Source organism: Streptomyces sp. NPDC004788 (assembly GCF_053601115.1).
Map to the genome: position 1 here is coordinate 68,570 of NZ_JBSGBF010000001.1, position 19,601 is coordinate 88,170.

Sequence of the window (19,601 nt, forward strand, 5' to 3'; positions counted from 1 at the left end):
CTCCCCGGTGAACTCTGGGCGACGACTGTTCGAGCAGCCACTCGGACGGCTGGGAGAGTGTCAGCCGACCCGCATAACCTGGTTGGCATGGACGTGAACGCGGCGGTCGCCGCATTGGCCGCTATCGCCGGCGTGTGCACCGGCGTGATCGCCATGCTGGCGTTCCGCTGGAGCGAGCGCGACCAGGCGAGACCCACCCGTACCTCCCTGCACACCGACGCCGTGCTTCCGCCGGGCGTCGACACGGTGCTCTCCGTGCTGCGCTCCTCCGCGGTCGTCCTCGACGAGAGCGACTCCGTGGTGAAGGCCAGCTCGGCGGCGTACGCGCTCGGCCTGGTCCGAGGCGGGAAGCTGGCCGTGGAGCCCATGCTCAACATGGCCCGCGACACCCGCCGTGACGGGGAGATACGACAGGTCGAGCTGGATCTGCCCCGGCGCGGCACCGGCCGCGGCGAGGCCCTCGCGGTCTCCGCCCGGGTCGCCCCACTGGGGTCGCGGCTCGTGCTGCTGCTGGTCGAGGACCTCACCGAGGCCCGCCGCATCGAAGCCGTACGACGCGACTTCGTCGCCAACGTGAGCCATGAGCTGAAGACCCCGGTCGGCGCGCTCTCGCTGCTCTCCGAGGCGGTCATGGACGCGTCGGACGACCCCGAGGCGGTCACCCGCTTCGCCGGCCGGATGCAGATCGAGGCCACCCGCCTGACCAACCTCGTGCAGGAGCTCATCGACCTGTCCCGGGTGCAGAACGACGATCCGCTGGAGGACTCCGAGCCGGTACGGGTGGACGAGCTGGTCGCCGAGGCGATCGACCGCTCCCGGCACACCGCGTCCACCAAGCAGATCACCATGGCCTCCGGGGGAACGGCCGACCTGTTCGTCTGGGGCAGCCGCGGCCAGCTCGCCGCCGCGCTCGGCAACCTCGTCGAGAACGCGGTGAACTACTCGCCGGCCCGCACGCGCGTCGGCATCGCCGCCCGCCGCGTCGCGGCGCCGGGCGGCGACCTGATCGAGATAGCCGTGACCGACCAGGGCATCGGCATCTCGGAGAAGGACCGCGAGCGGGTCTTCGAGCGCTTCTACCGGGTCGACCCGGCCCGCTCCCGGGCCACGGGCGGTACGGGACTCGGCCTCGCCATCGTCAAGCACGTGGCCGCCTCGCACGGCGGGGAGGTCACGGTGTGGAGCACCGAGGGCCAGGGCTCGACCTTCACCCTGCGGCTGCCGGAGGCCGGTGCCGCGCGGAACCGCCGTGCGGCGGACGCCGGCGGCCCGGACGACGCCGAGGACGCCGACGGCGCCCACGGCACGACCCGCTCCGGCGGGTCCGCCGGTCCCCACCGCGGAAACTTCGCCTCCGCTTCCCCCACCCCTGAACTCATGACCGAACCACTCCCCGCCCCGGAGGTCCTTCCGTGACCCGTGTACTTGTCGTCGAGGATGAGGAATCCTTCAGCGACGCCCTGTCGTACATGCTCCGCAAGGAGGGCTTCGAGGTCGCCATCGCGGCGACCGGGCCCGACGGCCTCGACGAGTTCGAGCGCAACGGAGCGGATCTCGTCCTCCTCGACCTCATGCTGCCGGGCCTGCCCGGTACCGAGGTGTGCCGCCAGCTGCGCAGCCGCTCGAACGTGCCGGTCATCATGGTGACCGCGAAGGACAGCGAGATCGACAAGGTCGTCGGCCTGGAGATAGGAGCCGACGACTACGTGACGAAGCCCTTCTCCTCGCGGGAGCTGGTCGCCCGCATCCGCGCGGTCCTGCGCCGCCGCGGCGAGCCGGAGGAGGTCACCCCGGCCGCCCTGGAGGCCGGCCCGGTCCGCATGGACGTCGACCGCCACGTGGTCACCGTGGGCGGCGGCAAGGTCGACCTCCCGCTCAAGGAGTTCGACCTCCTGGAGATGCTGCTGCGCAACGCGGGCCGCGTCCTCACCCGCATGCAGCTCATCGACCGCGTCTGGGGCGCCGACTACGTCGGCGACACCAAGACCCTCGACGTCCACGTGAAGCGCCTCCGGGCGAAGATCGAGCCGGACCCGGGCGCGCCGCGGTATCTGGTGACGGTGCGCGGTCTGGGCTACAAGTTCGAGCCGTAGGCCGGACAGCGCGGGACATACGTGAAGGGCGCCCCCCGGAGGGGGCGCCCTTCACGTATGTACGAGGCTCAGTGACCGGCGGCCTGCGTCGACCCGCCCGTCGGCGTGGCCGTGCCCGACGGGGTGGCCGTGCCCGACGGGGTGCCCGACGGGGTGGCGGTGCCGGACGGCGTCGCCGTGGCGGAGGCCGTCGGGAGGGTGGCCGGGGGCTTCGGGAGCTCGGTCGGGCCGTACTCCGTGAAGTAGCTCTTCGCCGGGACGACGTACGCGCTCAGGCTCACGTCGCCGGTCTTGCTCAGCTTGAAGACGACCTTCTGCGCGTTGCCGTTCCTGGCCTCGTGCAGGCCGCCCTCGATGACCGCGGACGCGTTGCCCTGGCCGCCGATGACGACGGAGCCGCCGGCGGGGACGACGATCGGGCCGTTGCCCTGGGCCGCCTTGAGCTTCACGGTCCCGGCGGTGCCGGGCAGGGTGATCGAGTCGAGGGTCTGGCGGGTCCGGCCGTTGTTGAAGACGGTGGCGGAGACGACCGCCGGGCCCACCGCGCCCGGGTCGGGCTGGGTGATCACGAAGGCGTTCTGGATCTTGACGTCGTCGACCGAGACGGCGGCGTTGTCCGGGCGGACCTGGAGCGTCTGCGCGTCATTGCCCGCACCACAGGCGGACAGGGCGGCGATCGAGATCACGACGGCGGTGGCGGCGATGGCGCCGCGTCGAAGGCTGCGGCTCACGGCGGCGGCAACTCCTAGGACGATCGGACAGGCTAAGGAACGGCTAAAGGTGTGTCAGCGGAGTCAGGTTACCGAGCCCCACTCTCCGTGCCGCACCCGACCCGCCCCTCTCGGCGCACCCGGGCCCGGGAACCGTCCGGGAGGCGCCGTCGGGAACTCGCCGTCATGGCCGGATCGCGCTGCAATCACCTTCCGTTCACATATCCGTCGTGATCAATTCGCACATTCCCCCGTCCGGGTCCGTCCGGGGCATTCGAGAAACCGCGCCGGAGGCTCCGGTGATCAATTCGAGAATCCATCCGTACGAGTGATCGATCCTCGAACGGAGCACGTGAAGCAGGCCACACCGAACCCGGCAAACCGGTACATCCGACCTCCTCCGCCGCCCTACCGGAGCCTGTAACGTGGGTGTTTCTCTGTGTCCGCGCAGCCGCTCCGACCTGCGAATACCGCCTTCCGGGAGCCCTCCGCAGCACGTTCGCGGCGCTGTTGTCAAGCCCCGAGATATGCCCTGACCTGCGAAAACGCCATTCAGAAGAAGCCGTATCCGTGTTACCCTGGATAGCCACGGAAGGGGTACCTGTCACATGACGTTCAAGGTTGGCGACACCGTGGTCTATCCCCATCACGGGGCCGCGCTGATCGAGGCCATCGAAACTCGCCAGATCAAAGGCGTGGACAAGACCTACTTGGTGCTCAAGGTCGCGCAAGGCGACCTGACGGTGCGTGTACCGGCGGACAACGCGGAGTTCGTCGGAGTTCGCGACGTGGTCGGTCAGGACGGGCTGGACCGGGTCTTCGAGGTGCTGCGCGCGCCGTACGCAGAGGAGCCGACGAACTGGTCCCGTCGCTACAAGGCAAACCTGGAGAAGCTCGCCTCCGGCGACGTCATCAAGGTCGCCGAAGTAGTGCGCGACCTGTGGCGCCGCGAGCGCGAGCGCGGACTCTCCGCCGGTGAGAAGCGCATGCTCGCCAAGGCCCGCCAGATCCTGGTGAGCGAGCTGGCCCTCGCGGAGAACACCAACGAGGACAAGGCCGAGGCGCTCCTCGACGAGGTGCTCGCGTCCTGACGCCTGAAGCAGTCTGACGCCTGGCGCAAGCGCCATGCTCAGCATCCATGCCGCGGTGCCCGCCGACGTGCTGTGAATCCCACGATTCCACAGTGCCGTCGCCGGGCACTGCGGCATGTTCGTCTCTCTTTTCGCTCCCATCCCCTTGCAAGCTTGCAATCCCCAGCGGCTCTCGCATGGCGACGCCTCGACCGTCGTCACGGAAAGGGCCCGGTCGAGGCGTCGCCATCAGCTTGTTGACGCCATACCCACGTCGCCCGCGGAAACAAACCTGCCGGAGTGCAACCGATGACAGACCAAGCGCGTCATAGTCGAACCGCCGTGGTGATTCCCGCGGCCGGCCGGGGCGTGCGCCTCGGTCCGGGCGCCCCCAAGGCGCTGCGCGCGCTGAACGGCACCCCCATGCTGATCCACGCCGTCCGGGCGATGGCCGCCTCCCGCGCCGTCTCCCTCGTCGTCGTGGTCGCCCCCGCCGACGGTGCCACCGAGGTCAAGAACCTCCTCGACGCCCACGCCCTGCCCGAGCGCACGGACTACGTGGTCGTGCCCGGCGGCGACACCCGCCAGGAGTCCGTCCACCTCGGCCTCAAGGCCGTGCCCGACGACATCACCACCGTCCTCGTCCACGACGCGGCCCGGCCGCTCGTGCCGGTCGACACCGTCGACGCCGTGATCGAGGCGGTACGGGACGGGGCCGTGGCCGTCGTCCCGGCGCTGCCCGTCGCCGACACCGTCAAGGAGGTCGAGCCGGCCGAGCGGCCGGGCGCCCCCGAGCAGGTCGTCGCCACCCCGGTGCGGGCCCGGCTCCGCGCCGTACAGACCCCGCAGGGCTTCGACCGCGAGACGCTGGTCAACGCCCACGCCACCATCGCCCTCACCGGCGAGGGCGCCACCGACGACGCCGGCATGGTCGAGAAGCTCGGCGCGCCCGTCGTCGTCGTGCCCGGCCACGAAGAGGCGTTCAAGGTGACCCGTCCCCTCGACCTCGTCCTCGCCGAGGCCGTACTCGCCCGCAGGAGGGCCAACGATGGCTTCTGAGCCGACCCCGCAGACCCCCGTCCTGCCCCGCACCGGCATCGGCACCGACGTCCACGCCTTCGAGAAGGGGCGCGAGCTGTGGTGCGCCGGCCTCCTCTGGGAGGGCGAGGAGTACGGGCTGGCCGGGCACTCCGACGGTGACGTCGCCGCCCACGCCGCCTGCGACGCGCTGTTCTCCGCCGCCGGCATCGGCGACCTCGGCGCCCACTTCGGCACCTCCCGCCCCGAGTGGTCCGGCGCCTCCGGCGTCACCCTGCTCGCCGAGGCGGCCCGGATCGTCCGCGCCGAGGGCTACGAGATCGGCAACATCGCCGTCCAGGTCGTCGGCGTCCGACCCAAGGTCGGCAAGCGCCGCGACGAGGCCCAGAAGGCGCTGAGCGAGGCGGCCGGCGCGCCGGTCTCCGTCTCCGGCACCACCACCGACGGCCTCGGCCTCACCGGCCGCGCCGAGGGCCTGGCCGCGCTCGCGACCGCGCTCGTCTACCCCGTACAGCGCTAGAAGCACGGGACGGGCGGAAAAAAGCGCCCCGTGATCCCAAAGGGGTCGCGGGGCACTGCCCCCCGCCCACTACCCTGGTGTGGTGACCATTCGCCTGTACGACACCAGCGCCCGGCAGATCCGTGACTTCACCCCGATCAAGCCGGGCTGCGTCTCGATCTACCTGTGTGGCGCGACCGTGCAGGCCGCCCCGCACATCGGGCACATCCGCTCGGGCCTGAACTTCGACATCATGCGCCGCTGGTTCGACTACCGCGGCTACGACGTCACGTTCATCCGGAACGTCACCGACATCGACGACAAGATCATCAAGAAGGGCGCCGAGCAGGGCCGTCCCTGGTGGTCGATCGGCTACGAGAACGAGCGCGCGTTCAACGACGGTTACCACGCGCTCGGCTGCCTGCCGCCCACGTACGAGCCCCGCGCCACCGGCCACGTCACCGAGATGGTCGAGATGATGCGCGGCCTCATCGAGCGCGGCCACGCCTACGAGGCCGACGGCAGCGTCTACTTCGACGTGCGGTCGTTCCCCGGCTACCTGGAGCTGTCCAACCAGGACATCGACGACCTGCGCCAGCCCTCCGAGGAGGGCATCACCGGCAAGCGCGACCCGCGCGACTTCGCCATGTGGAAGGCGACCAAGCCGGGCGAGCCCGACTGGGAGACGCCGTGGGGCCGCGGCCGTCCGGGCTGGCACCTGGAGTGCTCGGCGATGGCCCACAAGTACCTGGGCTCCGCCTTCGACATCCACGGCGGCGGCCTCGACCTGATCTTCCCGCACCACGAGAACGAGATCGCGCAGGCCAAGGCCTTCGGCGACGACTTCGCCCAGTACTGGGTGCACAACGCCTGGGTCACCATGAGCGGCGAGAAGATGTCGAAGTCGCTGGGCAACAGCGTCCTCGTCTCCGAGATGGTGAAGAACTGGCGCCCGATCGTCCTGCGCTACTACCTGGGCACCCCGCACTACCGCTCGATGATCGAGTACAGCGAGGAGTCCCTGCGCGAGGCCGAGGCCGCCTTCGGCCGCATCGAGGGCTTCGTGCAGCGCGCCACCGAGAAGGCCGGGGCGCCCGTCGCCCCCGCCGCCGAGGTGCCGCCGGCCTTCGCCGAGGCCATGGACGACGACCTGGGCGTGCCGCACGCGCTGGCGATCATCCACACCACGGTCCGCCAGGGCAACAGCGCGCTGGCCGCCGACGACAAGGACGAGGCGATCGCCCGCCTCGCCGAGGTCCGCGCCATGCTCGGCGTCCTCGGTCTGGACCCGCTCGACCCGCACTGGGCCGAGGAGACCGACCGCGGCGAGGAGCTGCACGGTGTCGTCGACACCCTGGTCCGGCTCGTGCTCGACCAGCGCCAGTCGGCGCGCGAGCGCAAGGACTGGGCGACCGCCGACGCCATCCGAGACCAGCTGAACCAGTCCGGCCTCGCCATCGAGGACAGCCCCGACGGCCCCCGCTGGTCGATCGCCAACCGCTAGGAAACCGGCCACAGCGCCGACGAATGTGCCGTCCGGGGGCCCGGGCGGCACACTTCACTTACAGACTTTTGTACGAACGCAGGCAGAGGAAACAGATAGCCATGGCCGGGAACAGCCAGCGCAGGGGACGCCGTACGTCCAACAAGAAGGGCGCGACGATCGGCAGCGGTGGCCAGCGGCGCAAGGGCCTCGAAGGCAAGGGCCCGACGCCCAAGGCCGAGAACCGCAAGGGCCACAAGGCGTACCGCGTCTCCAACGCGATGGCCCGGAACGCGGCCAAGCGCAAGCCCGTCGCCCGCCGTGGCGGCAAGGGCCAGTCGGAGATGGTCGTCGGCCGCAACCCGGTCTTCGAGGCGCTGCGCGACGGCGTGCCCGCCACCACGCTCTACGTCCAGCAGTTCATCGACAACGACGAGCGCGTGCGCGAGGCCCTGAACCTCGCCACCGGCCGCGGCAACATCAACATCATGGAGGCGCCGCGCCCCGAGCTGGACCGGATGACGAACGGCCTCAACCACCAGGGCCTCGTCCTCCAGGTCCCGCCGTACGAGTACGCGCACCCCGAGGACCTCGCCGAGGCGGCCTACGACGACCACGAGGACCCGCTGATCGTCGCCCTCGACGGCGTCACCGACCCGCGCAACCTCGGCGCCGTCGTCCGTTCCGTCTCCGCGTTCGGCGGCCACGGCGTGGTCGTGCCCGAGCGGCGCGCGGCCGGCATGACCGCGGGCGCCTGGAAGACCTCGGCCGGCACCGCCGCCCGTACGCCGGTGGCCCGCGCCACCAACCTGACCCGCTGTCTGGAGCAGTACCAGAAGGCCGGTCTCACGGTCGTCGGTCTCTCGGCGGACGGCGACACCGAGGTGCACGAGCTGGAGGCGCTCTCCGGCCCGGTCGTCATCGTGGTCGGCTCCGAGGGCAAGGGCCTGTCCCGCCTGGTCGGCGAGACCTGCGACTTCCTCGTCCGCATCCCGATGCCGGGTGGCGCCGAGTCGCTGAACGCCGGTGTCGCGGCGGGTGTGGTGCTGTACGAGGCGGCCCGCCGCCGCATGGGCTGAGCCCGTACGCGCGGGAAGTCCGTACAGCCCGTACAGCCCGAACGCGCAGGAAGCCCGTACGCGTGAGAAAAGGCTGACCCGAAAGGGTTAACCGCCCCGTCCGTGATCTTGACGGGCCTCGGACATTTCGAGGCCGTCAAGGCAGTGTCCTAACCGCGCGTCACTCGGTTAGATGAGTGTGGACACCAGAACGCCCCGGCCGGGGTTCGACGATCAGCCCGCGCTGAGCATGGTCAAGGTGGATTCCGATCCCGCCCAGGTGATCGTGAACCACGCCAGCTTCCGTGTGCGGCTCGCGCCGGCCCACCAGCCGAAGTTCGCCGCGAACCCCCGTATCGCCGCGCTCGCCGGAGCCGCCGGGCTCGCGGCGGGCGCCGGCGCGGCCGCGGGCCGGCGCCGGCCCGTCGTATGGACCGGCAAGTCGGCCTCCGGCACGACCGGTCTGCTCCAGGCCGTGCGCACGGTCTCCGGTGGCGCGGTCTCCACCCTGGAGCCGACCACCCAGACCATCCCGCGCGTCACCGACACCATGCCCACCCCCGTGGTGCCGCCCCGCACCGCGCCGCCCGGCGCCCCGCTGCTGCCGCCGATGCGGCGCGCCGAGGGTGCGTACGACGATCTCTACGAGCTCGAGCCCGACGCGTACGACGGCCCCGGCACCGGCCAGGGCGACCCGGACGCCGGCCGGGCCGCCGCCGAGCGGCACGGTTCGGCCGCTGCCGCGGCGGGCGTCCGGCACGCCTACTACCCGGGCCGCCGGATGAACCTCGGCGTGGTGCTCCTGCCCCTCCGGGTCTTCCTCGGCTTCATCTCCATCTACGCCGGCATGGGCAAGCTCTGCGACCCCGTCTACTTCGACGGCGGCGAGCGCGGCTCCATGGTCAAGTGGCTGCACTCGCTGCACCCGTGGCCGCTCGCCGAGCCACTGCGCGACTTCGCCCTCCAGCACCCGGTCGGCGCCGGACTGACCGTCGCCTTCCTCCAGGTCGTCGTCGGCGTCCTCACCGTCCTCGGCCTGTGGCAGCGGGTCGCGGCGGTCGTCGGCGCGCTGCTCTCGGCCGCGCTCATCCTCACCGTCAGCTGGAAGACCGTCCCGGTCTACGACTCGGCGGACATCATCTACCTGGCCGCCTGGTCGCCGCTGATCATCGCGGGCGCCCCGGTCTACTCGATCGACGGCCGCCTGGCCGGCGAGGCCTGGCGCACCCTCGGGCCGCGCTCCGAGCTGTGGGAGCTGCGCCGCAGGGTGCTGCGCCGCGGCACGGTCATCGCGGCCGTCGTCGTCGGCCTCACGCTGCTCGTCGGCTCGATGCTCGGCGGGGCCGTGCGGTCCACGACGATGGTCACCGTGCCGGGACCGGACGAGGACCCGGTCAACCACCTGCCGGGTCAGCCGCTCCCCAAGGAGCGCGGCACGACCGGCGCCTCCCGCAAGGCGGCCACGAGCCCGAAGCCGTCGGCGACGACCGGCGCGAGCGGCGAGAAGGAGAAGACCGCGGAGGCGAAGCCGACGGAGTCGGCGCGCGAGACCACCCGCACCGAGCGGCGCAGCCCGTCGGCGACGACCACCCGCAGCCCCAGCCAGACGCGCACGACGGCGCCGTCCTCGTCCACCACGGACTCCACCTCGGGCGGCACCAGCGGTACGCCGACGAGCGGGAGCACCAGCGGCTCGACGGACGGCGGTTCGACGTCGGGCGGGGCGCGGAACCCGATCGGCGGCCTGCTGGGGTAGTCCCCGGGAACGGCGAAGGGCCCCGGGTGTCGACGGACACCCGGGGCCCTTCCGTACGCCCGGACCGGGAGGAGGGCGTCACGGCTGGGCGGCCAGCTCCTTCGCCGCCTCCGTCAAATCCTTCGCCGTGTCGATGGCCCGCCAGTACGCCCCCTGGGGCAGCGGGAAGCCCGCCAGGCGCCGCTCACGGGCCAGGCGGGGGAAGGTGGTGCGCTCGTGGTCGCCGCGCTCCGGCAGGAGGCCGGTGAAGGCCGGGGAGAAGACGTACACGCCGGCGTTGATGAGGTACGGGGACGGCGGCGACTCGATGAAGTCGGTGATGTGACCGAAGGCGTCGGTCTCGACGGCGCCCCACGGGATGCGCGGCCGGGCGAGGGCGAGGGTCGCGGTGGCGTCGCGCTCGGTGTGGAACTCGGCCATCTCACGCAGCGAGAAGCGGGTCCAGATGTCGCCGTTGGTGGCGTACCAGGGCCGGTCCGGCTCGGGCAGGTGCGCGGCCGCGTACTTGAGGCCGCCGCCGCGGCCGAGCGGCTCGGACTCGACGACCGTCGTGACCTTCAGCGGCAGCTGCGCGGTCTCCAGCCACTCCTGGAGCACCTCGGCGAGATGGCCGCAGGAGACGACGGCGTCGGTGACTCCCTCAGCGGCGAGCCAGGACAGCTGATGGCCGATGATCGGGGTCCCGGTGCCCGGGATCTCGACCATCGGCTTGGGGCGGTCGTCGGTGTACGGGCGCAGCCGCGAGCCCTGGCCGCCCGCCAGGACCACGGCCTGCGTCGGGGAGGTATGCATACCGGGAACGATAGGCGCAGCCGCCCCGGTGGGTCCGGATCAGCTCGCGCTCAGCTCGCGTGCAGGACGCCGTACGCGAAGGCGGTGTCGCAGACCGGGCGGGAGTAGGACTGGGCGCGCGTCGGGCCGAAGCGCTCGACGGCGGCGGCGCCGAGGGCGCGGGCGATCGACACGCAGTGCTTGGCGAGCGACGGCCGGTTCTCCACCTCGCGCTGGAGGTGGGTGAGGGCGACGGCCGGGTCCTTCTCCTGCAGTTCGGCGAGGAGCTGTTCGCGCAGGACGTCCTGCGGGGCACGGGACTTGGCCCGGGTCGAGACGTCCGTCGACGACGCGGTCAGCATCTGGGTGCCGGAGCCCTGGCCGGCCCACGGAACGGCGGACACCGCGAGCGTTCCGGAGAGCACCAGGACGACGGGCAGGACGAGGGCGAGGGAGCGGCCGATTCGGCGGGCAGTGTGCGTCACGCAGGCGAGCGTAGCGGTCGGTAGTGAAATGACGACATTTAGTCACTCTCACGGGGGACGGTTCTCAGCGCCTTTTCGAATCCCGTGTTGACGCGGGGGAGTGGCCGGGGGGCCGTATGCCCAGTTCTGCCGGGGTTTTCGCCGAGTCGGCGTTTCATGCCCGGCGAATCCCCCCTGTACGCCAACGGCCCCACCCCCGCAAGCGGGGGCGGGGCCGTCGGGAGCCACCGGTGCGGGTCAGTCGGAGAGGCGCTCGCCGGTCGAGGTCGAGAAGACGTGCAGCTCGGCCGAGCGCGGCACGACGTGCAGCGTCGAGCCCTTGGCCGGGACCTCGCGGCCGCCGACGCGGACCACGATCTCCTTGTCCTCGCCGTCGACGCGGGTGGTGCCGTAGACGAAGCCGTCGGAGCCGAGCTCCTCGACGACGTTCACAGTCACGGCGAGGCCGTCCTTGCCGGTGGCGCCCTGGACGTCGAAGTGCTCGGGACGGACGCCGACGGTGACCGTGCGGTCGCCCTTGGCGGCCGCGGCGGCGATGGCCTCGCGGGAGACCGGGACGACGCTCGCGCCGAACTTCACGCCGCCGTCGGTGATCGGGACCTCGATCAGGTTCATGGCCGGGGAGCCGATGAAGCCGGCGACGAAGAGGTTGGCGGGCTTGTCGTACATGTTGCGCGGGGTGTCGACCTGCTGGAGCAGACCGTCCTTGAGGACGGCGACCCGGTCGCCCATGGTGAGGGCCTCGGTCTGGTCGTGCGTCACGTACACCGTGGTGATGCCGAGACGGCGCTGGAGCGAGGCGATCTGCGTACGGGTCGAGACGCGGAGCTTGGCGTCGAGGTTCGACAGCGGCTCGTCCATGAGGAAGACCTGCGGCTCGCGCACGATGGCGCGGCCCATGGCGACGCGCTGGCGCTGACCGCCGGAGAGCGCCTTGGGCTTGCGGTCGAGGTACTCGGTGAGGTCGAGGATCTTCGCCGCCTCCTCGACCTTGGTGCGGATCTCGCTCTTGTTGACGCCGGCGATCTTCAGGGCGAAGCCCATGTTGTCGGCGACGGTCATGTGCGGGTAGAGCGCGTAGTTCTGGAACACCATGGCGATGTCCCGGTCCTTCGGCGGCAGGTGCGTGACGTCGCGGTCGCCGATGCGGATGGCGCCGGAGGTGACGTCCTCCAGGCCGGCCAGCATGCGCAGCGAGGTCGACTTGCCACAGCCGGAGGGGCCGACGAGGACGAGGAACTCGCCGTCGGCGATCTCGATCTCCAGCTCGTTGACGGAGGGCTTTTCGGCGCCGGGGTAGACCAGGGTCGCCTTGTCGTAGGTGACGGAAGCCATGGTGATGTGTCCCTTCACCGGCAGGAACGTGCCGGACGATCCGAGTAAAGGAAGGATGTGGTGTAGTCCACCTGGGTGAACCGCAGGTGACGCTACCCGGCCGGACCGGATCTGTCAGCAGTCGGGGCGTCGTGAAGGTCGTGAGATTTCCGACCGTGGGCGGGCGGGGGTTCGTTACACTGCTTCCGCTGCCGCCTTAGCTCAGTTGGCTAGAGCGCTTGACTTGTAATCTTGAGGTCGTCGGTTCGATTCCGACAGGCGGCTCTTCGCGATCACGCGACCAGGTGTCCCGGACCCTCCAGGGTCCGGGACACTTGTGCGTCGAGGGGCAGGTGCGAGGGGTTTTCCGGGGAGGGGTGCGGCGGATGAGCCGGCGTTCCAATGGGTTGATCGGGACCTGGGCCGAGGCGCAGCGGCTGGCGCAGCGCGAACGGGAGGGGCGGCAGCAGGCGGTGCTGCGGCAGCAGCGCGACGCCGAGCGGGCGCAGCGGGCGCAGGAGCGCGACGTGGCGCGGATGCACCGGGAGCAGCGGGCCGAGTACCGGCGGCACCGGGACGCGGACGCGCTGCGGCGGACCCGGGAGCTGGACGAGCGGGTGGCGGTCCTGGCGGGCCTGCTGGCCGCGGGCTGCCGGAGCCGGCCCGTGTCGGTGGAGGCGCTGCGGCAGCCGGAGGAGGTGGCGCCCTTCACGCCGGGCCCGCTCGCGGAGCCCGTGCCGATGCCGGACCAGCGCTTCTACCAGGACCGGGCCGCCTTCGAGCGGGACTGGTACGCGGCGCAGGCGGCGGAGGCCCGGCGGGTCGAGCAGCTGGCGGCGTACCGGCGGCAGTACGACGAGTGGGCGGCGACGCGGCTCGCGGAGATCCGGGCGCACAACAGCGGGATCGCGGGCACCGAGTCGGCGCTGCGGGCCGGCGAACCGGACACGGTGGTCGAGTACTTCTCGGCGGTCCTGTACGCGTCGACGGCCTGGCCCGAGGGATTCCCGCGCCAGGTCTCGGCCGCGTACGACCAGAGGTCCCGCGGCCTCGCCCTGGAGTGGGACCTGCCGGGGTACGAGGTGGTGCCGGCCGCCAAGGGCATCAAGTACCTGCCGAGCACGGACCAGGAGAAGGAGGTCCCGCGCCCCGTGTCGCAGCGGCGGGCGCTGTACCGGGAGGTGCTGGCGCAGAGCGTGCTGCTCGCGCTGCGGGAGCTGTTCGCCGCCGACCGCTTCGGGGTCCTCGACCGGGTGACGCTCAACGGCTTCGTCGACGGCGTCGATCCGGCGACGGGGGTGGCGGGCCGGGTCTGCGTGGCGTCCGTGGCGGCCGCGCGGCAGCCCTTCGAGGAGCTGAACCTGGAACTGGTCAGCCCGCTGGAGTGCCTGACCGGGGCGCTGGCGGGGCGGCTTTCGGCGAAGCCGGACGAGCGGGTGGCCGTGCAGCCGCTGCTGCTGCCGGAGCAGGTGGGCTCGGGCGTCGTCTCGCAGGGCGACGGCGCGGAGCCGGACCTGCTCGCGATGGACCCGATCGCCTTCGAGGGCCTGGTGGCCGAGCTGTTCCGGGCGCGCGGCCTGCAGGCGGTGACGACGCGGCGCTCCAACGACGGCGGGGTGGACGTGGAGGCGCTCGACCCGGACCCGATCAGCGGCGGTTCGATCCTCGTGCAGGTGAAGCGCTACCGGAACACGGTGCCGCCGAGCGCGGTGCGGGACCTGTTCGGGACGGTGCAGGGGGCCGGGGCGAACAAGGGCGTGCTCGTCACCACCTCGGGCTTCGGCCCCGGCTCGTACACCTTCGCCAACGGCAAGCCCTTGACGTTGATCTCGGGCCGTGAGCTGGTGGAGCTGCTGCACCAGCACGGGCTGCGGGGCCGCCTCGGAACGGGGGAGCCGACGCCGACCCTGGTCGAGCCGGTGCGGGCGCCGGCCGAGGCGGACGAGGACTTCAACGTGCTCGGCATGGTGTGGACGGGATCCGTGGCGCTCGACGTGTGCGCGCTGGTGTGCGCGGGGAGCCGGGTGCTCGGCGACGAGTGGTTCGTGTTCTTCAACAACCCGGCGACGCCGGACGGTTCGGTGGCGATGGTCACGGCCCCGGCCGGGGACAGGGCGGCGGTACGGGTCGGCTTCGACGCCCTGCCGGCGCACGCGGACCGGCTGGTCCTGGTGGCGGCGATCGACCCGGAGGTGAACCCGGACGCCGATCTGTCGGGCTTCGCCGACGCGGGGATCGTGCTCCGGGACGACGCGGGCGCGGAGCTGGACCGCCTGGAGGTGTCGGACGGGCGGCCGGGGGAGACGGCGCTGGTGCTCGGCTCGTTCCGGCGGCGGCCGAGCGGCGACTGGGACTTCGTGCTGGGCGGGAAGGGGTACCGGGGCGGGCTCGCGGAGCTGGTGGGGGACTTCGGGATCGAGGTGGAGTAGTCGGGGGACCCCCGGCTGCGGCCTCAGCGGCCGGGGGTGGTGGTGCGAGCCGGCTACGGCCGCCTCAGCGGCCGCTGAGGCGGTTGGCGAGGACCGCGATCCGGTCCGTCGCCGCCGTGCGGGCGGCGGTCTCGCGTCGGTCGGCGGCGCGGAAGGCCGCGTACATGGTCTGCACGCCGAGCCAGCGCAACGGCTCCGGCTCCCACTTGCGGACCCGGTGGTTCACCCACGGCAGTTCGGTGAGCTCGGTGGACCCGCCCTGGCCGGAGTCCTGCTGGATGAGGTCGCGCAGGGTGCGGGCGGCCAAATTGGTGGTGGCGACGCCGGAGCCCACGTAACCGCCCGCCCAGCCGAGGCCCGTGGAGCGGTCGAGGGTGACGGTGGCGCACCAGTCGCGGGGCACGCCGAGGACGCCGGACCAGGCGTGGGCGATCCCGACGCCGGCGAGCTGCGGGAAGAAGCGGATCAGGATCTCGCGGAGCGCGGTGACGGTCTGCGGCTGCGTCCGGCCGTCGTTGTCGGTCTTCGAGCCGAAGCGGTACGGGACGCCCCGGCCGCCGAGCGCGATCCGGCCGTCGGCGGTGCGCTGCGCGTACATGTAGGCGTGCGCCATGTCGCCGAGGGTCTCCAGGCCGTTCCAGCCGATGGACTCCCACTGGGCGTCGGTGAGCGGCTCGGTGGCGATCATCGAGGAGTTCATGGGCAGCCAGGTGCGGCGCTGCCCGGCGAGGGAGGCCGTGAAGCCTTCCGTGCAGCGGAGCACGTACGGCGCGCGGACCGTGCCGTACGGGGTGACGGCGTGCTTCGGGCGGATCTCGGTGACCGGCGTCGACTCGTGGATCGTCACGCCGAGCGCCTCGACGGCCGCGGCGAGGCCCTTGACCAGCTTCACCGGGTGGAGGCGGGCGCCGTGCGGGGTCCAGGACGAGCCGACGGCCCCGGTGATCCGGATCCGCTCGGCGGTCTCCCGCGCGCCGTACAGCTCGCGCTCCTTCTCGCCGAAGGCCACCTCGGCGGCGTGGAACTCCTTGAGCCGGGCCAGCTGCGCGGGCGAGTGCGCGACTTCGAGGACGCCGCCGCGGTGCAGGTCGGCGTCGATGCCCTCGGCGGCGCAGACGTCGACGACCTCGGTGACGGTGTCGTTCATGGCCTGCTGGAGGCGTACGGCGGCCTCGTGGCCGTGCAGTCGCGCGTAGCTGTCGCGGCCGGCGATGCCGTTGTAGAGCCAGCCGCCGTTGCGCCCGGAGGCGCCGTACCCGCAGAACGCCGCTTCGAGCACGGTGATGTTGAGGAAGGGGACGGCCTTCTTGAGGTAGTAGGCGGTCCACAGCCCGGTGTAGCCGCCGCCGACGATGCAGACGTCGGCGGTGCCGTCACCGGGCAGCGGCTCACGCGGAGCGGGGGCGCCCTCCTGCGCGTACCAGAACGATATGCCGCCGTTGACCGTCGTCGTGCTGCTCATGGTGCCCTCTCCCTGATGTGTTGGCGGGAGGGTAGCCGGGGGGCCGGGGGCGGGGATACGGGGCGTGGGCGGGGTGCGGATTCCGTCGTGGGCGGGAGGCCGGTGCCGGCGGGCCGGAGGGCCGTCGGGCGGCACCCGAAAAGGAATGGGGTGACGGTTTCCGTCGATCTAGGCTCGGCGCCGTGACTCACGTACACGTACCCGAGGAACTGGCGGCGTCCCAGGCGAAGTGGAACGGCGAGGCGGGCAGGGCCTTCGTCGCGGCGCTGCCGGGGCGGGCGGCGGAGTTCCTGGAGCGGTGGGGGCTGCGGGTGACGGGGCCGTCGATGCACGGGGTGGCGTCGCTGGTGCTGCCCGTGGACCGGGACGGTCTCCCGGCGGTTCTCAAGCTCCAGCTCCTGGACGCGGAGACCGAGGGCGAACCGGTCGCGCTGCGGACATGGGCGGGGGACGGGGCGGTGCGGCTGCTGGAGCACGACGGGGCGACGGGCTCGATGCTCCTTGAACGGGCTGGGGAAGAGCCCCGGCACCTGTCGGCGCTCGGTGATCGACGTGCGGCGGTACGGATCCTGGCGGACCTCCTGGCCCGGCTGGTGGCGGCCCCCGCGCCCGAGGGGCTCCGGAGCCTCGGCGACATCGCCGCCCGCATGGTCGCGGCCGCCCCGGCGGCCTCGGATCGTCTGGGCGCGGCCGACGCGGCGCTGCTGCGCGACTGCGCGGCGGCCGTACGGGAGGTCATGGCCGAGCCAGGCGACCGGCTGCTCCACTGGGACCTGCACTACGACAACGTCCTGGCCGCCGACCGCGAGCCCTGGCTGGCCATCGACCCGAAGCCGCTCGCCGGCGACCCCGGCTTCGACCTGTTCCCGGCGCTGACGAACCTGTGTGACCCGGACCCGGCCGAGACCCGGTGGCGCTTCGACCTCCTCACCGAGCGGCTGGGCCTCGACCGGGCGCGGGCCCGCGCGTGGACGCTCGGCCGGGTGCTGCAGAACGGACTGTGGGACATCGAGGCCGGCGCGCCCTCCCTGGACCACGACCAGGTGTCCATCGCGCGGACCCTGCTGGCCCGCCGGGCCTGAACCGGTGCACCCTGTCTCCATGATCCGTACCGCCACGCCCGCCGACGTCCCCGTCATCCACCAGCTCGTCCGCGACCTCGCGGAGTACGAGAAGGCCCTCGACGAGGCCCGCGCCACCCCCGAACAGCTCCACGACGCCCTCTTCGGCGACCGCCCCGCCGCCTACGCCCACATCGCCGAGACCGAGGACGGCGAGGTGGCCGGCTTCGCGCTCTGGTTCCTCAACTTCTCCACCTGGCGCGGCGTCCACGGCATCTACCTGGAGGACCTGTACGTCCGCCCGGACCTGCGCGGCGGCGGCCACGGCAAGGCCCTGCTCACGGAGCTCGCCCGCATCTGCGTCGAGCGCGGCTACGAGCGCCTGGAGTGGTCCGTCCTCAACTGGAACCAGCCCTCCATCGACTTCTACGAGTCCCTGGGCGCGCGCCCCCAGGACGAGTGGACGGTGTACCGCCTGACGGACGGGGCGCTCAAGGAGCTGGGCGGGGGCGCGGGGGCGTAACGGGCTGGAGAGGAGCGGGCCGGTCTCAGGGGGCCGAGTCGACCAGGATGGCCGCGCTCGCCACCAGGCCCGCGTAGGCCAGGGCCAGCAGGAGGGCGGCGAGGACGAGGAGCCAGCCGGTGAGGAGGGCGACGAGGGCGACTCCGCGGTCGCGGCCGTCGAGGCGTTTGGCGCGGCGGCGGCCGAGGTGACCGGCGGGGACGGCGACGGCGCCGAGGAGGAACACGCAGAACGTGTACAGGCCGCCGTAGAGCAGCCAGAGCACGGGCGTGAGGAAGACACCCGCGATCAGGCCGACGCCCAGCGCGGCCGCCCACGCGCTGACGCGCGCGGGTGTGTTGGTGCCGGGCGTGCTGTTCGTCATGGCGGTCCCCCTCCGGTTCGGCAGGACACTCTACGAGACGGTAGGAATGGGGCATGGAGAACGAGATTCAGCAGCGGTTCGAGCGGATCACCGCGTTCGTCGAGGCGCGGCTCACGCCCCTGTTCGATCCCGAGAACGGGAGCGACCACGGCTTCGGCATGGACGACACGTCGCGTGCGCTGCGTGCCCTGCGGTACACCGTGCAGGCGGCTTCGGCGGTGAACGGGCTGGTGGAGAAGCGCGAGTCGGCGCCGGAGCTGCGGCAGGTGGTGGACCAGGCGTTGGAGCACAACTGGGACGTGCTGCGCTCCATCGCCCGGATGTGGGAGGACCACCCCGACTTCCTGAAGGAGTTCAAGGGGCACTCCTGGGACGTGCTCGGCGTCTAGGGCAGCAGCACCACCTTGCCCATCGTGCCCCTGGTCTCCAGGGCGCGGTGGGCCGCCGCCGCCTCTCGCAGCGGGTAGGGCTGGACGGCCGGGCGGAGGGTGCCGTTCGTCGCCGCGGTGAGGGCGGCGAGTTCGAGGGTGCGGATGTCGCCGCCGGCCTTCTGGAGCATGACGGGGCCGAGCACGGACCGCGAGGTGATGCCGCGGGCGGTCAGTTCCTCGTCCGTGAAGGTGAGTTCCTCGCCGCCCGACCAGCCGAAGACGATGTGCCGGCCGCCCTTGCCGAGCAGATCCACCGCCGAACGGGCCGTGGCCCCGCCCACCGAGTCGAAGACGACGGTCGCGGTGCGGTCTCCCAGGTACGCGCGGACCTCGTCCGGCCAGGTGCCGGTCGTGTAGTCGACCGCCAGGTCCGCGCCGTTCTCCCGGACCCGCCGGACCTTCTCCGGCCCGCCCGCCAGGCCGATGACGACGGCGCCGGCGTGCTTCGCGTACTGCACGAGCAGCGTGCCGATGCCGCCCGCCGCCGCCGGGACGATCGCGACCGACTCCGGGCCCAGCTCGGCGAACTGCAGGATGCCGAGCGTCGTACGGCCGGTGCCGATCATGGCGACGGCCTCCGGTTCGCCGAGGTGGTCGGGCAGGGCGTGCAGCCGGGACGCGTCGGTGACGGCGAGTTCGGCGTAGCCTCCGGGCGCCATGCCGAGGTGGGCGACGACGCGGCGGCCCAGCCAGGACGGGTCGGTGCCCGGGCCGAGGGCGTCCACCGTGCCGGCGACCTCGCGGCCGGGCACGGTGGGGAGTTCGGCCGGGGCCGGGAAGGGTCCGGGCGCGCCCTCGCGGAGGACGGTGTCCAGGAGGTGCACGCCGGCCGCCGTCACCCTGACGCGGACCTGGCCGGGGCCCGGGACGGGGTCCGGGACCTCCTCGTACGTGAGGTTCTCGGCCGGGCCGAAGGCGTGGAGGCGGATGGCGTGCATGGCGGTCTCCCCTGTGCGACGAGTGTTGTCGCGAACAGCCTTCAATCTCAAGCGCGCTTGAGGTCAAGCCGCTCCGGCTCCCCTTCCTCAGGCCCGCTTGAGGTCAAGCCGCTCCA

The 19,601-nt window shown here is 72.2% G+C and carries 19 protein-coding genes and 1 tRNA gene; 13 read left to right on the plus strand and 7 right to left on the minus strand.

From position 1 onward, the window contains the following. The first annotated feature begins 87 nt into the window (after positions 1-87). Both ACWEJX_RS00380 and ACWEJX_RS00385 read left to right on the plus strand, forming a co-directional pair. Entirely contained in the window at positions 88-1,416 is a 1,329-nt protein-coding gene (locus ACWEJX_RS00380; RefSeq protein ID WP_451605319.1) for a sensor histidine kinase, read from the plus strand. Next, positions 1,413-2,093: a response regulator gene (locus ACWEJX_RS00385; RefSeq protein ID WP_403799863.1), complete on the plus strand. Its 681-nt coding sequence runs from the start codon at positions 1,413-1,415 to the stop codon at positions 2,091-2,093. Before ACWEJX_RS00380 ends, ACWEJX_RS00385 begins: the two co-directional genes overlap by 4 nt. Positions 2,094-2,161: 68 nt before the next feature. Here the strand turns inward: ACWEJX_RS00385 and ACWEJX_RS00390 are convergent, their stop codons facing one another. Beyond that, entirely contained in the window at positions 2,162-2,824 is a 663-nt protein-coding gene (locus tag ACWEJX_RS00390) for a DUF461 domain-containing protein (protein ID WP_451605320.1), read from the minus strand. A gap of 587 nt (positions 2,825-3,411) precedes the next feature. Between ACWEJX_RS00390 and ACWEJX_RS00395 the strand changes: the two genes are divergently transcribed. The 6 genes from ACWEJX_RS00395 to ACWEJX_RS00420 all read left to right on the plus strand — a co-directional run bounded on the left by ACWEJX_RS00395 (position 3,412) and on the right by ACWEJX_RS00420 (position 9,707). After that, positions 3,412-3,894 (plus strand): CarD family transcriptional regulator, encoded by a 483-nt coding sequence (locus ACWEJX_RS00395; RefSeq protein WP_003953493.1) that lies wholly within the window; start codon positions 3,412-3,414, stop codon positions 3,892-3,894. Between the two features lie 288 nt (positions 3,895-4,182). After that, positions 4,183-4,932: a 2-C-methyl-D-erythritol 4-phosphate cytidylyltransferase gene (gene ispD / locus ACWEJX_RS00400; RefSeq protein WP_451605321.1), complete on the plus strand. Its 750-nt coding sequence runs from the start codon at positions 4,183-4,185 to the stop codon at positions 4,930-4,932. Continuing rightward, the gene (ispF, locus tag ACWEJX_RS00405) at positions 4,922-5,431 is read left to right on the plus strand and encodes a 2-C-methyl-D-erythritol 2,4-cyclodiphosphate synthase (RefSeq protein WP_451605322.1); all 510 of its coding nucleotides are present in this window, start codon (positions 4,922-4,924) and stop codon (positions 5,429-5,431) included. The genes ispD and ispF overlap by 11 nt, the downstream gene beginning before the upstream one ends. 82 nt (positions 5,432-5,513) lie before the next feature. Further along, complete coding sequence (gene cysS, locus ACWEJX_RS00410) at positions 5,514-6,914, plus strand: cysteine--tRNA ligase (protein ID WP_451605323.1); 1,401 nt, start codon at positions 5,514-5,516, stop codon at positions 6,912-6,914. Positions 6,915-7,015: 101 nt separating this feature from the next. Then, positions 7,016-7,972, plus strand: coding sequence for a 23S rRNA (guanosine(2251)-2'-O)-methyltransferase RlmB (gene rlmB / locus ACWEJX_RS00415; protein WP_451605324.1), 957 nt, complete (start codon positions 7,016-7,018; stop codon positions 7,970-7,972). 172 nt (positions 7,973-8,144) lie between these two features. After that, positions 8,145-9,707 (plus strand): DoxX family membrane protein, encoded by a 1,563-nt coding sequence (locus ACWEJX_RS00420; RefSeq protein WP_451605325.1) that lies wholly within the window; start codon positions 8,145-8,147, stop codon positions 9,705-9,707. Between the two features lie 78 nt (positions 9,708-9,785). Here ACWEJX_RS00420 and ACWEJX_RS00425 read toward each other — a convergent pair whose 3' ends face one another. The 3 genes from ACWEJX_RS00425 to ACWEJX_RS00435 form a co-directional block, all read right to left on the minus strand. Continuing rightward, positions 9,786-10,499: a nucleotidyltransferase family protein gene (locus tag ACWEJX_RS00425; protein ID WP_451605326.1), complete on the minus strand. Its 714-nt coding sequence runs from the start codon at positions 10,497-10,499 to the stop codon at positions 9,786-9,788. Positions 10,500-10,549: 50 nt separating this feature from the next. Continuing rightward, positions 10,550-10,963: a hypothetical protein gene (locus tag ACWEJX_RS00430; protein ID WP_451605327.1), complete on the minus strand. Its 414-nt coding sequence runs from the start codon at positions 10,961-10,963 to the stop codon at positions 10,550-10,552. Between the two features lie 237 nt (positions 10,964-11,200). Beyond that, positions 11,201-12,298 (minus strand): ABC transporter ATP-binding protein, encoded by a 1,098-nt coding sequence (locus ACWEJX_RS00435; RefSeq protein ID WP_403799841.1) that lies wholly within the window; start codon positions 12,296-12,298, stop codon positions 11,201-11,203. A 190-nt stretch (positions 12,299-12,488) separates the two neighbouring features. Between ACWEJX_RS00435 and ACWEJX_RS00440 the strand changes: the two genes are divergently transcribed. Continuing rightward, positions 12,489-12,562 (plus strand) — tRNA-Thr (locus tag ACWEJX_RS00440). A gap of 101 nt (positions 12,563-12,663) precedes the next feature. Then, entirely contained in the window at positions 12,664-14,706 is a 2,043-nt protein-coding gene (locus tag ACWEJX_RS00445) for a restriction endonuclease (RefSeq protein WP_451605328.1), read from the plus strand. 64 nt (positions 14,707-14,770) lie between these two features. Here the strand turns inward: ACWEJX_RS00445 and ACWEJX_RS00450 are convergent, their stop codons facing one another. After that, on the minus strand, positions 14,771-16,168 hold the full coding sequence (locus ACWEJX_RS00450; RefSeq protein ID WP_451605329.1) for an NAD(P)/FAD-dependent oxidoreductase: 1,398 nt from the start codon (positions 16,166-16,168) through the stop codon (positions 14,771-14,773). Positions 16,169-16,350: 182 nt separating this feature from the next. Between ACWEJX_RS00450 and ACWEJX_RS00455 the strand changes: the two genes are divergently transcribed. Together ACWEJX_RS00455 and ACWEJX_RS00460 are read left to right on the plus strand one after the other, a co-directional pair. Further along, entirely contained in the window at positions 16,351-17,250 is a 900-nt protein-coding gene (locus ACWEJX_RS00455) for an aminoglycoside phosphotransferase family protein (RefSeq protein WP_451605330.1), read from the plus strand. A gap of 19 nt (positions 17,251-17,269) precedes the next feature. Next, the gene (locus ACWEJX_RS00460) at positions 17,270-17,752 is read left to right on the plus strand and encodes an N-acetyltransferase family protein (protein ID WP_451605331.1); all 483 of its coding nucleotides are present in this window, start codon (positions 17,270-17,272) and stop codon (positions 17,750-17,752) included. Positions 17,753-17,777: 25 nt separating this feature from the next. Here the strand turns inward: ACWEJX_RS00460 and ACWEJX_RS00465 are convergent, their stop codons facing one another. Further along, a complete protein-coding gene (locus ACWEJX_RS00465; RefSeq protein ID WP_451605332.1) occupies positions 17,778-18,116 on the minus strand; it encodes a hypothetical protein in 339 nt (112 codons plus the stop codon). 53 nt (positions 18,117-18,169) lie between these two features. On the opposite strand from ACWEJX_RS00465, the gene ACWEJX_RS00470 reads away from it, so the two are divergent. Then, positions 18,170-18,505, plus strand: a complete 336-nt coding sequence (locus tag ACWEJX_RS00470; RefSeq protein WP_389205166.1) for a hypothetical protein — start codon at positions 18,170-18,172, stop codon at positions 18,503-18,505. On the opposite strand, the gene ACWEJX_RS00475 is transcribed toward ACWEJX_RS00470, so the two are convergent. After that, positions 18,502-19,485 (minus strand): zinc-binding dehydrogenase, encoded by a 984-nt coding sequence (locus ACWEJX_RS00475; RefSeq protein ID WP_451605333.1) that lies wholly within the window; start codon positions 19,483-19,485, stop codon positions 18,502-18,504. The two genes, ACWEJX_RS00470 and ACWEJX_RS00475, sit on opposite strands and share 4 nt — an antisense overlap. Positions 19,486-19,601: the final 116 nt, after the last annotated feature.

Coding starts and splice junctions, on each gene's coding strand:
- ACWEJX_RS00380 (WP_451605319.1), top strand. CDS start 88: ATGGACGTGAACGCGGCGGTCGCCGCATTGGCCGCTATCGCCGGCGTG.
- ACWEJX_RS00395 (WP_003953493.1), top strand. CDS start 3,412: ATGACGTTCAAGGTTGGCGACACCGTGGTCTATCCCCATCACGGGGCC.
- ispD (WP_451605321.1), top strand. CDS start 4,183: ATGACAGACCAAGCGCGTCATAGTCGAACCGCCGTGGTGATTCCCGCG.
- ispF (WP_451605322.1), top strand. CDS start 4,922: ATGGCTTCTGAGCCGACCCCGCAGACCCCCGTCCTGCCCCGCACCGGC.
- rlmB (WP_451605324.1), top strand. CDS start 7,016: ATGGCCGGGAACAGCCAGCGCAGGGGACGCCGTACGTCCAACAAGAAG.
- ACWEJX_RS00420 (WP_451605325.1), top strand. CDS start 8,145: ATGAGTGTGGACACCAGAACGCCCCGGCCGGGGTTCGACGATCAGCCC.
- ACWEJX_RS00425 (WP_451605326.1), bottom strand. CDS start 10,499: ATGCATACCTCCCCGACGCAGGCCGTGGTCCTGGCGGGCGGCCAGGGC.
- ACWEJX_RS00435 (WP_403799841.1), bottom strand. CDS start 12,298: ATGGCTTCCGTCACCTACGACAAGGCGACCCTGGTCTACCCCGGCGCC.
- ACWEJX_RS00445 (WP_451605328.1), top strand. CDS start 12,664: ATGAGCCGGCGTTCCAATGGGTTGATCGGGACCTGGGCCGAGGCGCAG.
- ACWEJX_RS00450 (WP_451605329.1), bottom strand. CDS start 16,168: ATGAGCAGCACGACGACGGTCAACGGCGGCATATCGTTCTGGTACGCG.
- ACWEJX_RS00460 (WP_451605331.1), top strand. CDS start 17,270: ATGATCCGTACCGCCACGCCCGCCGACGTCCCCGTCATCCACCAGCTC.
- ACWEJX_RS00465 (WP_451605332.1), bottom strand. CDS start 18,116: ATGACGAACAGCACGCCCGGCACCAACACACCCGCGCGCGTCAGCGCG.
- ACWEJX_RS00470 (WP_389205166.1), top strand. CDS start 18,170: ATGGAGAACGAGATTCAGCAGCGGTTCGAGCGGATCACCGCGTTCGTC.
- ACWEJX_RS00475 (WP_451605333.1), bottom strand. CDS start 19,485: ATGCACGCCATCCGCCTCCACGCCTTCGGCCCGGCCGAGAACCTCACG.